This is a genomic window from Novosphingobium sp. 1529 (assembly GCF_040544855.1).
Classification (GTDB): domain Bacteria; phylum Pseudomonadota; class Alphaproteobacteria; order Sphingomonadales; family Sphingomonadaceae; genus Novosphingobium; species Novosphingobium capsulatum.
In genome coordinates, this window is sequence record NZ_JBEPKW010000017.1 from 1 (window position 1) to 12,987 (window position 12,987).

The window sequence follows — 12,987 nt, forward strand, 5'->3', positions numbered from 1 at the left end:
GGCAACTCGCCGACCTTGCACTGGATCGTCGGGGCTAGTTATGACAACGTGCGTACATCACAGAACAATTATTTCCAGCTGAACGATTATTCGGGAAATCTGGGACTTATTACGCTCACCTTGAACAATTACGCGTCCAGAATGCGCTCCTATGGGCTGTTTGCGAACGCCGAAGCCGAAATCGTCCCTAATCTGACGATCCAGGGCGGTATCCGCTACACCAACAACAAACAGAGCGCGACCTACTGCTACAACGACCCTGCCATCGACACCGCTCAAGGTACCGCGACGATCTATGGTGCAGCGCTCAACAGCGTGCCTATCACCATCCTGCCCGGCCAGTGCTTCCCGACATCAGGCGATCTGCTGTTGGGTACGGCCAAATCGACGCTCAGCCCGGTCACCAGCCACCTGCAGGAAGACAACGTGTCGTTCCGCGCAGGTGTGAATTACAAGTTCGACCAGGGCACGCTGCTCTATGCCACGGTCAGCCAAGGTTACAAGGCCGGCACGTTCTCGGCGATCGGCGCCTCGCGTATCCTGCAATATACCCCCGCTACCGAAGAAAAGGTGCTGGCATTCGAAGCCGGCTTCAAGGCGCCGCTGGCGGATCGTAAGGTCCAGCTCAACGCGGCGGCGTTCTACTACGACTATTCCAACAAGCAGGTCCGCGGGCGCATTGCCGACCCGGTATTCGGCCTGCTGGAGAAGATGCTCAACGTGCCCAAGTCCTATATTTTCGGGATCGAGGGTGAACTGGTGGTCAAGCCGCTGGCTGGCCTGCACTTGAGCGCGAGCGCGACCTACCTCAAGGCCAAGGTGACCTCGGACTATTCCAAAACGCCTGACGGGCAGGCAGTTTATAACGCTGCTGGCTATACCGGCAATTTCCGCAATTCGGAGTTGCCCTATACGCCCAAATTCAGCGCGAACGTCGACGCACAGTACGAACGCTCCATCGGTGACAACCTCGTCGGCTTTCTGGGCGGCACACTGACGTACCAGGGCCGGCAGAACACTACGTTCCACAATGCGGCGCTGCCCGCCGACGATTTCGAGATCGCCGGCTATGCCACGCTCGATGCGCGGATTGGCGTGGGTTCCGCCGACGGGCGTTGGCGCGGGACGATCTATGGCCGCAATGTGACCAACAAGACCTATACCACGGCGATCTCGACCTATCTCGACACGCTGATCCGCTATCGTGGCAAACCGGCGGTCTATGGGGCGTCCATCGCCTATCGCTTCTGATCGTGACCTGACCCGGTGAGGGCCAGGCAAAAAATCCCGGGGCCGCTCCATCGTGGGCGGCCCTTCGTTTCTGTCCATGCCGTTGATGAGAGTGCACTGCAATGAAAGCCCTGGTCTGCGTGAAGCGGGTGATCGACTACAACGTGAAGCCGCGGGTGAAGGCGGATGGCACGGGTGTCGAGCTGGCGAACGTGAAGATGAGCATGAACCCGTTCGACGAGATTGCGGTCGAGGAAGCCATTCGCCTGAAGGAAAAGGGCGTGGTGAGCGAGATCGTGGCGGTGTCGGTCGGGCCTGCCAAGGCAACTGATACGCTGCGCACGGCGCTGGCGATGGGTGCGGACCGCGCGATCCTGGTGCAGAGCGATGACGAGGTCGAGCCGCTGGCCGTGGCCAAGATTGTGACGGCGATTGCCGGCGAGGAACAGCCGGGCCTGATCATCACCGGCAAGCAGGCGATCGACGACGATTCGAACCAGGTGGGCCAGATGGTCGCCGCGCTGCTCGGCCGGCCGCAGGGCACCTTTGCCAATGAAGTCAGCGTCGAAGGCGATCACCTGATCGTCAAGCGCGAGATCGATGGTGGCCTGGAAACGGTCAAGCTGGCGCTGCCGGCGGTGGTAACCACCGACTTGCGCTTGAACGAGCCGCGCTATGCCTCGCTGCCCAATATCATGAAGGCCAAGTCCAAGCCGCTCGCCACCAAGACCCCGGCGGACCTCGGCGTCGATGTGGCGCCGCGCCTCAAGACGCTGAAAGTGGCCGAGCCGCCGGTCCGCGCGGCCGGCGTCAAGGTGGCCGATGTCGATGCGTTGGTGGCCAAGCTCAAGGAACTGGGAGTCGCGTGATGGGTAAGGTTCTTCTCTGGGTCGAGCATGACGGCGCGGCCATCAAGGACGCGACGCTGAGCGCGGTGACGGCAGCGGGCCAGCTGGGTGACGTGGTCGCGCTGGTCGCGGGCGAAGGCATCGATGGCGTGGCCCAGGCCGCCGCGCAGATCGCCGGCGTGGCCGCCGTGCTCAAGGCCGATGACGCGGCCTATGCCCATGCCTTGGCGGAAAACGTCGCGCCGCTCGTCGCCGGGCTGATGGCCGATCACGACGCGTTCGTGGCGCCGGCCACGACCACCGGCAAGAACGTCGCGCCGCGCGTCGCCGCGCTGCTCGACGTGGCGCAGGTCTCGGACATTCTCTCGGTCGAAGGCGCGAAGACCTTCACCCGGCCGATCTATGCCGGCAATGCCATCGCCACGGTCGAATCGAGCGATGCCAAGCTGGTGGTGACGGTGCGTGCCACGGCCTTCGCCAAGGCCGAGGCGAGCGGCGGCAGCGCTGCGATCGAGGCCGTGAGCGGCGCGGGGGACGCGGGCCTCTCCAGCTTCGTCGGCGCGGAAATCGCCAAGAGCGAGCGGCCGGAACTGACCAGCGCCAAGATCATCGTCTCGGGCGGCCGCGCCTTGAAGGACGCAGAAACCTTTGCCGCGACGATCACCCCGCTGGCCGACAAGCTCGGTGCCGCGATCGGCGCGAGCCGCGCGGCGGTGGACGCCGGCTATGTGCCCAACGATTACCAGGTCGGCCAGACTGGCAAGATCGTGGCGCCGCAGGTCTATGTCGCGGTGGGGATTTCCGGGGCGATCCAGCACCTTGCCGGCATGAAGGACTCAAAGACCATCATCGCCATCAACAAGGACGAAGACGCGCCGATCTTCCAAGTGGCCGACGTGGGCCTGGTGGCCGACCTGTTCACCGCCGTGCCGGAACTGGTGGGCAAGCTTTGATAGTTTACTTTGGCATTTGTAGCGCTGACTTTTAGAATGAAACAGAGGAGGGCGAGGCGAGTAACGCACCGTGTCACGTCATTGTCTGCCATGGGCAGCATGGCTTCTCAGCGGGCAGATTCCGAGATTATCCAATTGCCACAGCAGTAATACGGCGCCGAGCATGGCAATGCCGTTACCTCATCCCGCGATCAGTAGCCGACGTAGCGCAGCGTGCGGGTCGCTTGCCACTCGTGATTGCAGGTTGAAGATCATTGTCTGTCGCTGTGCCAGGTTATAGGCGGGCCAGGATGGGATGCCGGGGTGCTGGGGGTTTCCGGTTTTGGCGAAGGCGACCCATGCCGGATGCATCTGCGCGGCCATGCGATCGGGGCCGGGGCCCGGGCCGACAAAGTCACGGATGTTGTCATGTGTGCCGAAGACGAAGGACAACTCGACCGCGTGGCCGGCCTTGAGCCGTCCGCCGAACACCGGGGTTTCCCAGTCCATGCGATACATCCATACCGGCGACCCTTGTCGGACCTTGCGCTCTGCCAGCAGGATGCTGTTGGTCCAAAACATCCGGTTGCCGTTGAACGCGGTGATCAGGTCGCCGGGGCTATAGCCTGGATAGGCCTCGCGCAGGGCGGCGACCACTTCGCCGGTCTTGCGGGGCAGTAATTTGGCTATGGCTGCTTCAAGGTCTGCATCGGTCGCGGTGGCTAGGCTCTTGTCACCCAGAGCGAACATCGTACCTTCATCCTTGTTGGTGCCGATGATCAGCGGGATATCGGCGCAGAGCGGCGAGGCATCGGGCGTGAACGGGCCGCGCGGCAATGCCTTGCCATCGATGCTGGGGGTGAAATCGCCGGTCAGGAAACCGGTGGGAGCGAGCTTGGCGACTGCGTCGACCGCCGCTTGCTGGCTATCGAAAATCGTCTGGGTTGGAACGGCGGCAAGACCCTGGACGTCCCCTGGTTTGACCCCAAGTTTGTCGAGCAGCGCGCCGCCGAGCGCTGTGGCGTAGGCGCGTGGCGTGGCGTCGAGATCGGCACCGCTCTGGATCGCTGCCTTGTGAAACAGGCCTTTGGCATCGGGCATACCCATGAGCAGCGAAACTTTCGCGCCGCCGCCGCTTTCACCAAACAGCGTGACATTGGACGGATCGCCGCCAAACTGTGCGATATTGTCGCGCACCCAGCGCAGTGCCGCCACGATGTCGAGAAGGCCGGCAAGGCCGGACGAGCGGTAATCGGGGCCCCAGCTATCGGGCAACTGGGCGAAGCCGAAGACGTTGAGGCGATGGTTGACACTCACCAGCACCACGCCATCGCGTGCGAAATGATCGCCCCAGTAAGTGGGACGCGTGCCGGCGCCCGACGAAAAGGCGCCGCCGTGCAGCCAGACCATGACCGGCTTGGGTTGGTCGAGCCCTTGCGTCCAGACATTGAGGAACAGGCAGTCCTCGCTTTGCGTCTCGTCGAACGGAGCATCGCGCTGGCCGTGGGCCTGGATTGCCGAAGCACCGAAGCGGCCGGCATCGGCCACGTCGGTCCAGGGCTGGAGTGGCTGGGGCGGGCGGAAGCGCAACGCGCCGACCGGTGGTGCGGCATAGCGCAGGCCCTTGAATGCCAGCGTCCCGCTCAATTCATAGCGGCCGCGCACCGGCCCATTGGTGGTCTTCACGATCGGCGTGGCTGCGCCGAAATCTCCGGCAAAAGCAGGGCTGGTGAACGAGCGGCTGGCGAGGCACGTGGCCAGAGCGGCCGTGGCGCCGAGCAGGCTGCGGCGGGAAACGGAACATGTCATGCGAATGGGGTCCTCTCGCAACCGAAAGCGGCTTCTTTTATTTTCGAAGAGATCGAATATGAAGTTATTCGAAAGTGGTCAATCGGCTTTTCAGCCGACGCGGCGGGCTCGGGATGGCGGCGGCTGAAGATGGCCGCATTCAACAGATTCATTGGTTTCTTGAGACTGCGCAGGATGGGTAGGACCTCCCTGTGCAAATGACACCGTGGCGTCATGTCGCACGCCCGGAATAGGGCCCACCGCGATCGATTGGTTGTCGCAAACGAAATCAAACGAAAGAATCTGTTGATCGATTGGCAACGAGTCATTACGAGTCGCGACAGAAAGCACCCTTTTTAAATGGCCAAAGCCAGGTGCGAACCAGGAGAGGAACCGCATGAAATTGCCACAATTTCGTGCCGCCGCGCTGTCAGGCAGCGCCATGGCGGCGGGGCTCTGCGTCTCTGCGATGGTCAGCCCGGCTGCGGCCCACGCCGTGCCTGCTGCCGATCCGCCAGCCGTCTTGCCGTCGGCGGCTGCCAGCGCCGATGCCACCAGCGAAGCGGACAACACGCAAGTGCGCGAAATCGTCGTGACGGGCACGCTTATCCGAGGCGTCGCTCCGGTTGGCACCAATGTGATCGGCGTGTCCACCGCCGACATCCGCGCGACGGGCGCCTCTTCGACCAACAATCTGCTGGCGACCATTCCCCAGGTCAGCAATTTCAACTCGTTCCCATCCGGTTCGGCCAGTTTCGGCCAGCCCATCGCACAGACCAACTTGCGCAACCTGGGTGCTTCGGGCGGCACGACCACGCTGCTCCTGCTCAACGGGCATCGTTTGGTCGGCTCGGGCATTCTGCAGACTTACGCCGATCCCACAATCATCCCGCCCGGCATTATCGAGCGGGTCGAAGTCGTGCCCGATGGCGGTTCGTCGATCTATGGCTCGGATGCTATCGGCGGGGTCATCAATATCATCACCCGCAAGCGCAGCTCTGGTGTTGATATCGCTGCCAATTACGGTTTCGCCGACGGCTACGCCACGCTCGACGGCAACGTCACGGCCGGCAAGGATTGGGGCAGTGGCTCGTTCACGCTATCTTATGCCTATGCCTGGCACAACAATATCCAGGGCATCGAGCGCGACTACGTTACGCAGAACAACACCGCCAACGGCGGTAGCGATCGCCGCGTGACCACGTGCGCGCAGCCCAATCTGATCGTGGGCGGCGTCACTTACGCCATGCCCGGTCTGGTGGCCGGCACACGCAACCTCTGCAGCAACACTGATTATGCCGACATTTACCCGCGCGAGCGTCGCCATACCGTCTTCGGCACACTCGACCAGGACCTGAGTGACAAGCTTTCGTTCAACCTTACCGGCTACTTCTCGGAACGCGTCACGCATACCCTGACAGCGCCGCTGTCCACCAACAGCACGATCACGTCGGCCAACCCCTATTTCCGTCCGATCGGCACCGAAACCAGCCAGCAGGTGCTGTTCGATTACAGCCCGGTCTTCGGCAAGGGGACCGACAATCCCGCACGCTTCAATTCCTGGGGCTTTACGCCGACTTTCACTTATAGCCTGCCGCACGACTGGAAGCTGCGCGGCATGCTCAATTATGGCCAGAGCTACAATTCCACGACCGAGCGATCGATCAACACCGATGCGGTCAATGCGGCGCTGGCTGCCACGACGACTTCGGCCGCGCTCGATCCCTATGATCTGAGCCAGACCAACCCGGCCGTGCTGACCGGCATTCGCGGTTACACCAACTTCTCGGAAGCCACCCAGAAGTTGGCCGAAGCGCGGATCGTGGCCGATGGCGCGGTGTTGAGCCTGCCGGGCGGCGATCTTCGCCTGGCCGTGGGGAGCGAATATCACTGGGAAAAGATCGACGCCCACATTGCATTCGGCGCCGATGCCAGCCCCAAGCAGAACCGCGCCATTGCCTCGCGCAACGTCGCGTCGATCTATGGCGAAGTGCTGGTGCCGTTGGTGGGACCCGGCAACGCCATGACCTTGGTCCAGGCGCTCGATCTCACCGGATCGGTCCGCTATGACCATTACGACGACGTGGGCGGCACCACCAATCCCAAGATCGGGTTCACGTATCGCCCGGTTCACGGCATTTCGTTCCGCGGCAACTGGGGCACCTCGTTCCACGCGCCCAGCCTGGCCGATACCACCGGCGCGGTTGACGCGCGCGTCTCGTCGATCCCGATCGTGCTGAACCTGGCGCCGGGCAGTTCGCCTGCCGATGTGTTCCGCCCCATTCTCTACATTTCCGGCGGCAACCCCAACCTGCGGCCCGAACGCGCCACGACCTGGTCGCTCGGCACCGATATCCAGCCCGATTTCTTCAAGGGCCTGACGATCAGCGCGACCTATTATAACGTCGATTTCAAGGACCAGATCAGCGTCAATATTGGCGGGCTGTTGGGCGGAGCCAGCTTCTATGCCGATCCCACCAATGCGCCGTTCTATATTCTCAATCCCACGCTGGCACAGGCAACGGCATTTTCTGGCGGTGTGCGGGCGGACAATTTCACTTCGCTGGCCTCGTTCTTCGCCGCCAACAATCCGTATGCGATCTACGACTTGCGCCGCTACAATCGTGGCCGGCTCAAGCAGGACGGGATCGACTTCAATGTCACGCTGCGCCGTCCCGTCGGCTTCGGCACGATCAATGCCGGGTTCGCGGGCACCTACACTTTGCATCGCAAGACCAAGGATTCGCCGACTTCGGCCTATGTCGAGCGCCTCGACAACGGCGTTAGCCGCTTCAACTTCGTCGCCTCGCTGGGCCTCGATTCCGGGGCACTCTCGAGCCGGGTCTCGCTCAACCACTCGGGCGGCTACCCGATCATCGGCGAACCGCTGCAGCCGCGTGTCGGCGCGTTCAACACGGTGAACCTCTTTGCCGCGCTCGATCTGGAAAAGCTGGGGCTGAAGCGGCCGGTGTCGCTGTCGCTGACGGTCAACAACCTGCTCGATCAGGATCCGCCGTGGCGCAATGCCGGTTCGGGCTATGCCAATGGCTCGACCCTGGGACGCCTGGTGCAGTTCGGGCTGCGCACGAAGTTCTAAGCGTGTCGGACGGCGGGGCAACCCGGCCGAAAGACGCTAGGCCGGGGGCAGGCGGGATGGGGAAACCTCGCCTGACCCCGGCTTTTTTCGTGGCGTTAATCCGTGACGGTCACGACCACGCGGGCATAGTGGGTCAGGGCCGGCGTGCCATCATCGCTCGCTTCGGCAATCAGGTGCAGGGTCTGGCCCGGCTTGGCATCGGCGGGCACCTGAAAACGCAAGACCGAGCCGGTGCCGAGCGTGGCGGGCAGCGTCCCGGGATAGGTTCCGGCGGCGGCATAGGGCCACCAGCGCAAGGCCAGGCGGTTGCCATCGGGATCGCTGGCTCGCACCGACAGGTCGAGCAAGGCGCCGGCACGCGCGCTGCGCTGGACCGGACCGGCAAGCTGCACCACCGGGGCATGGTTGGCATCGACGCGGCGCGGCGTGACGGCCCAGAGGAGACGCGCGGCAAAGTCGTTCTGCACGGCGCGGAAGAAGGGTGACGTCGGCGCGCGCGGCACGGTGACCTGCGCAGCAGGATTGGCCAACATGGCCCGGATTGCCGCTCCGGCCTCTGGCGAGACACCGTAACTCTCGCTGTGGGAATGGACCCCGCCCCATCCGCCGAAGCTGCTGTCTCGCCAGCCTTGCAGGCCATTGTCGACCAAGTTGAGGAATGTGGGCGTATCGCCTTCGGAAATGAACGACCCGGGCGCCATGATCGGTGCCCAGACGTGATAGCCTTCGGCGCGCAATTGGGCTGCGGTCTTGCCGGCGATGCCGAAGTAATCGTACTTGTCGCCCGGCACCATCTGCTTGCCATCGCCCCAGACGCGATAGGCCGCCCCGATCGGGCCGCGCGATGAGATCCATCGGCGAGTCCAATCGGCGCCCAGCAGCGCGGCATCTTCGGCGCTGAGAGTCAGCTGCGAGAAGTAGGCCAGGCTCGCGCCATCGGACTGCTGGTTATAGCGGATCTCGGGCCAGTGCGGCTTGATGTATTTGGCGTAAGTATCGTCTTGATCGCCCGAAGGCTGGATCACCGCTTTGCGGATGACCTTGGCGCGGATTGCCGCCCATTCGGGCTTGCCGGCATAATCGTCCTCGATCCGCTTGAGCGCGCGGGCGATCGTGCTCTGGCCGCCCCAGGCATGAAGATAGACCGGCGCTTCCTGGTCATCGAGTAGCAGCTTGCGGATCAGTTCACTGCCCGCGGTGTCCTCGCTTATGTCGCCATCGAACGCGACGTTGCCCCAGCGCACTTTGGCGCGCAGCGCGGCCGGGCTGGGATAGGCCGGGTTGTGGACGCGCAAGTTGGGCCAGGCCTGGGCATAGAGATCCAGCGCCTTGTCGATGAACCGCTCGCCCTTGGCCCAGCGCCACGAGGTGCAGGGGCAGGCATCCACCCCGCCACGGTTGTACTCACGACCGGGAAACGTGCGTGCGGTGCCCTTGCCATCGCCTTTCCAGTGGAACTGGCTGCTGGCGTAGACCAGGCCTTCCACCTTGAAATCGGGCGCGTAGAGCAGGAAGCGCAAGAGCGAGTTGAAATCGTCCAGCTCGGGATCGGTGGTGATCACTACGCGCGGACGCGCACTGGCGGGCGGCTCAGCATAGGTCGGCCCGGCATGCATGGTGCGGGCAGGCGCGGCACTGGCCGGCGTGCCAGCGAGCACGCTCAAGGGCAGAAACGCTGCCACTGCGGTGAGGACCAGGGGACATGAAGGCATCGGATTTCCTCTCCTTGCGACGGCGTCCATGGCCGTTCGTTATTGTGGCGGGATCGCTGGGTCAGGTCGGCGATTCCATCGTGGCGCGCGCCACCGCCAGGCCCCATGCCGCGCGCGCTGCCTGTCGTGGTTCTTCGGCAAGGCACGGCGCAAAGCTGCGGTCGCGGGCACGCAGGCTTTCGGCCAGCGGCCGGTCGATCGCGTCGGCTGCGAGCATGGCGGCACCCAGTGCGCTCAGCGCAGTCTGCGCCGGACGTTCGACCGTGCGGCCCGACAGGTCAGCCAGCATCTGCATAAGAAGATCGTTGGCCGCGGCCTGGCCATCCACTGAAATGGCCGCGAAAGGGCCGCCCAGGTCTGCTCCCAGGGCGGCGAGTACGTCGCAGATCTGGTGTGCGATGCCTTCGAGCACCGCGCGCGCGACATGGGCCGGGCGCGAGGCCAGCGAAAGGCCGCAGATGAGACCGCGTGCGTCGGCTTGCCAGTGCGGCGCGCCTAGGCCCGCGAGCGCGGGCACGACCTGGACGCCGCCAGCATCGGGCACGCTGGCCGCCAAGGCGGACAGAGCCTCTGGCCCATCCAGCCCCAGCATTTGCGCGCCAAAACTGGCGGCGTGGCCCGACACGATGATGTTGCCTTCCAGCGCGTGGACCGGCGCGGCATCGCGCTGCCACGCAATCGTGGAGGACAGCCCGTGCGTCGAGCGGGTGCGGGCAGACGTCGGCGCCATCAGGGAGGATCCGGTGCCTAGCGTCACTTTGACCCGTCCGGGGCCATCGATCGCATGGCCGAACAGGGCGGCGTGGGAATCGCCCATCATGGCGTGGATTGGAATGCCTTCGGGCAGCCCGGCAAAGCCGCCGACGGTATGGCCGAACAGCGCGTTTGAGGCACATACCAGGGGAAGGATGCCGGCGGGAATGCCGAACAAGTCGAGCAAGCGCGGGTCCCAGTCGATGGTGTCGAGATTGAGCAACTGGGTGCGCGAGGCATTTCCTGCGTCGCAGGCATGGGCCGCGCCGCCGGTCAGCGCCCAGAGCAGCCAGGCATCGACGGTGCCGGCCCGCAATTCGCCAGCTTGCGCCAGGTCGCGCGCGGTGCCGCGTGGGCCGGCACCATGGTCGAGCAGCCAGCGCAGCTTGCCTGCCGAAAACATCGGATCAAGCCCCAGCCCCGAGCGCGCGGCCACTTCGTCGGCATGGCCGGCCTGGCGCAAGGCATCGCACAAGGGCGCGCTGCGCAGGCACTGCCAGATCACGCAAGGGCCCACCGCTTCGCCGCTCACCGCATCCCAGGCCACTACGGATTCGCGTTGGTTGGAAATGCCGATCGCCAGGATCGCGGCATCGCCCGCCTGCGCGCGTGCGGCCATGACCGCGGCGGCCACGCTGTCGCGGATCATCGCCGCCGGGGTCTGCGCCCAGCCTGGCTTGGGATGATCGACTCCGGTGGGAACGGAGCTGGTGCCCAGGATCATGCCATCGAGGCCCACCACCAGGGCCTTGGTGTTGGTCGTGCCTTGGTCGATCGCCAGGATGGCCGGCGTGCTGGCCATCAGCGCCCCAGCAGCGTGCGCACGGCCGAGGCGATCGACGGTCCGGTCAACCCGGCGCGTTCCATCAGGAATTCGGCCGAGCCGGTCGGCTGGAAGCCTTCGAAGCCCAAGAGTTTCATGCGGCAAGGCTGGTTTTGTGACACGATTTCGGCAACGGCGCTGCCCAGGCCACCGCGCACGCTGTGTTCTTCGGCCGTGACGATCGCGCCGGTCTGGGCGGCGGCCAGGATTGCCTCGACATCGATCGGTGACATGGACGCCATGTTGACCACGCGCGCGGCGATGCCCTGTTGCGCCAGTTCCTCGGCAGCGGCGAGCGCGCGGCACACGACCGTGCCATTTGCCAGGATCGCCGCGTCGTTGCCTTCGTGCAGCACTTCGGCCTCGCCGATCGTGAACGTGGCGTCGGCCGGGCGGGGCAGCGCGGGCACGCCCATGCGGCTGATACGCACGAAGACCGGGCCATCGAGCGCGGCGGCGGCGCGGATCGCCTGTTCGGTTTCCCAGGGATCGGCCGGCACGATCACCGTGATATCGCCCATGGTGCGCAACCAGGCCACGTCTTCGATCGAATGGTGCGTGGGGCCCAGTTCGCCATAGGCGACGCCACTGGAAATCCCGCAGAGCTTCACATTGGCTTGCGAATAGGCGCAATCGGCCTTGACCTGTTCCAGCGCGCGGCCGGTGAGGAAGCACGCAGCGCCGCTGACGAATACAATCTTGCCGCCATTGGCGAGGCCCGCGCCGACGCCGACCATGGCCTGTTCGGCAATGCCCACGTTGATCAGACGCTCGGGGAACTTGTCGCGAAAGCCGCCGAGCTTGCTCGAACCGACACTGTCGTTGACAACCGCGACCACGCGCGGATCGGCGGCACCCAGCTCTTCGAGCGTGGCAACATAGGCATCGCGGCAGTCATACAAGCCGGTCTTGGCCGGGGCGGGGCTGCTCATGCGTCGAGTTCCTTCATCGCTTGCGCATACTGCTCGGCATTGGGCACACCATGGTGCCAGCTGGCCTTGTTTTCCATGAACGAAATGCCTTTGCCCTTGATCGTGTTGGCCACGATGCAGAGCGGTCGGCTGCGGGCGGCCGATCCATCCAGCAACGGGATCAGTGCAGCGACGTCGTGCCCGTTCACTTCGGCCACGTCCCAGCCAAAGGCACGCCACTTGTCACCCAGGGGTTCCAGACCGACGGTCTCCTCCGTGCCGGCACCCTGCTGCAGGCGATTGCGATCGACGACCACGGTCAGGTTGGAGAGCTTGCGATGTCCGGCAGTCATTGCCGCTTCCCAGTTGCTGCCTTCCTGCAATTCGCCATCGCCCGTGAGCACGAAGACGCGATAATCGGCCCCGTCGATCTTCCCAGCATCGATCTGACCGGCAATCGCGATGCCCACTGCCACCGGCAACCCGTGGCCCAGCGGACCGGTGTTGGTTTCGACGCCGGGGATCTTGACGCGGTTGGGGTGGCCGTTGAGCCGCGAGAGCGGCTGCATGTAGGTGGTCAGTTCTTCCTCGGGGAAAAAGCCGGCCTTGGCGAGTGTGCTGTAGAGCGCGCCGGTGGCGTGGCCTTTGGACATGATGAAGCGGTCGCGCGCGGGATCGGCGGGGTGGCTGGGATCATAGCGCATCGAATCGAAATAGAGGGTGGCCAGCACGTCGGTGGCCGAAAGGTCGCCACCGGGGTGTCCCTGGCGGGCTTCGAAGACCATCCGCAGGGCGCGCTTGCGGATCCAGCGAGCCATTTCGCGGACATGAAGGACGCGTTGTGCGAGGTCTGGGCGGCATTCTGCCAGCACTTGCGGCATGGACTCTAATCT

9 protein-coding genes are annotated in these 12,987 nt (G+C 64.4%); 4 read left to right on the forward strand and 5 right to left on the reverse strand.

Features of this window, described 5'->3' with window-relative positions:
* From ABIC78_RS20015 to ABIC78_RS20025, 3 genes are all read left to right on the forward strand, one after another.
* The coding region (locus ABIC78_RS20015) for a TonB-dependent receptor (protein WP_354491616.1) at positions 1-1,251 on the forward strand (1,251 nt) is incomplete at its 5' end.
* A 101-nt stretch (positions 1,252-1,352) separates the two neighbouring features.
* Positions 1,353-2,099: an electron transfer flavoprotein subunit beta/FixA family protein gene (locus ABIC78_RS20020; protein WP_169048733.1), complete on the forward strand. Its 747-nt coding sequence runs from the start codon at positions 1,353-1,355 to the stop codon at positions 2,097-2,099.
* Positions 2,099-3,031, forward strand: a complete 933-nt coding sequence (locus tag ABIC78_RS20025; protein WP_171799478.1) for an electron transfer flavoprotein subunit alpha/FixB family protein — start codon at positions 2,099-2,101, stop codon at positions 3,029-3,031. The genes ABIC78_RS20020 and ABIC78_RS20025 overlap by 1 nt, the downstream gene beginning before the upstream one ends.
* 180 nt (positions 3,032-3,211) lie before the next feature.
* Here the strand turns inward: ABIC78_RS20025 and ABIC78_RS20030 are convergent, their stop codons facing one another.
* Positions 3,212-4,819 carry a carboxylesterase/lipase family protein gene (locus ABIC78_RS20030; protein ID WP_171799477.1) on the reverse strand — a complete coding sequence of 536 codons (1,608 nt, stop codon included), beginning with the start codon at positions 4,817-4,819 and terminating at the stop codon, positions 3,212-3,214.
* 376 nt (positions 4,820-5,195) lie between these two features.
* Here ABIC78_RS20030 and ABIC78_RS20035 point away from each other — a divergent pair, with 376 nt between their 5' ends.
* Positions 5,196-7,895 (forward strand): TonB-dependent receptor domain-containing protein, encoded by a 2,700-nt coding sequence (locus ABIC78_RS20035; RefSeq protein WP_354491619.1) that lies wholly within the window; start codon positions 5,196-5,198, stop codon positions 7,893-7,895.
* 95 nt (positions 7,896-7,990) lie between these two features.
* On the opposite strand, the gene ABIC78_RS20040 is transcribed toward ABIC78_RS20035, so the two are convergent.
* The 4 genes from ABIC78_RS20040 to ABIC78_RS20055 all read right to left on the reverse strand — a co-directional run bounded on the left by ABIC78_RS20040 (position 7,991) and on the right by ABIC78_RS20055 (position 12,912).
* Complete coding sequence (locus tag ABIC78_RS20040) at positions 7,991-9,607, reverse strand: DUF1593 domain-containing protein (protein WP_354491621.1); 1,617 nt, start codon at positions 9,605-9,607, stop codon at positions 7,991-7,993.
* Between the two features lie 61 nt (positions 9,608-9,668).
* On the reverse strand, positions 9,669-11,162 hold the full coding sequence (locus ABIC78_RS20045; RefSeq protein WP_354491623.1) for an FGGY family carbohydrate kinase: 1,494 nt from the start codon (positions 11,160-11,162) through the stop codon (positions 9,669-9,671).
* Positions 11,162-12,115 (reverse strand): transketolase family protein, encoded by a 954-nt coding sequence (locus ABIC78_RS20050; protein ID WP_354491625.1) that lies wholly within the window; start codon positions 12,113-12,115, stop codon positions 11,162-11,164. Before ABIC78_RS20050 ends, ABIC78_RS20045 begins: the two co-directional genes overlap by 1 nt.
* Positions 12,112-12,912 carry a transketolase gene (locus ABIC78_RS20055; RefSeq protein WP_253941884.1) on the reverse strand — a complete coding sequence of 267 codons (801 nt, stop codon included), beginning with the start codon at positions 12,910-12,912 and terminating at the stop codon, positions 12,112-12,114. The genes ABIC78_RS20050 and ABIC78_RS20055 overlap by 4 nt, the downstream gene beginning before the upstream one ends.
* Between the last annotated feature and the right edge of the window lie 75 nt (positions 12,913-12,987).

What these genes read in the sequence shown, in the direction of transcription:
- ABIC78_RS20020 (WP_169048733.1), top strand. Translation starts at nt 1,353, where the DNA reads ATGAAAGCCCTGGTCTGCGTGAAGCGGGTGATCGACTACAACGTGAAG.
- ABIC78_RS20025 (WP_171799478.1), top strand. Translation starts at nt 2,099, where the DNA reads ATGGGTAAGGTTCTTCTCTGGGTCGAGCATGACGGCGCGGCCATCAAG.
- ABIC78_RS20030 (WP_171799477.1), bottom strand. Translation starts at nt 4,819, where the DNA reads ATGACATGTTCCGTTTCCCGCCGCAGCCTGCTCGGCGCCACGGCCGCT.
- ABIC78_RS20035 (WP_354491619.1), top strand. Translation starts at nt 5,196, where the DNA reads ATGAAATTGCCACAATTTCGTGCCGCCGCGCTGTCAGGCAGCGCCATG.
- ABIC78_RS20040 (WP_354491621.1), bottom strand. Translation starts at nt 9,607, where the DNA reads ATGCCTTCATGTCCCCTGGTCCTCACCGCAGTGGCAGCGTTTCTGCCC.
- ABIC78_RS20045 (WP_354491623.1), bottom strand. Translation starts at nt 11,162, where the DNA reads ATGGCCAGCACGCCGGCCATCCTGGCGATCGACCAAGGCACGACCAAC.
- ABIC78_RS20050 (WP_354491625.1), bottom strand. Translation starts at nt 12,115, where the DNA reads ATGAGCAGCCCCGCCCCGGCCAAGACCGGCTTGTATGACTGCCGCGAT.
- ABIC78_RS20055 (WP_253941884.1), bottom strand. Translation starts at nt 12,912, where the DNA reads ATGGCTCGCTGGATCCGCAAGCGCGCCCTGCGGATGGTCTTCGAAGCC.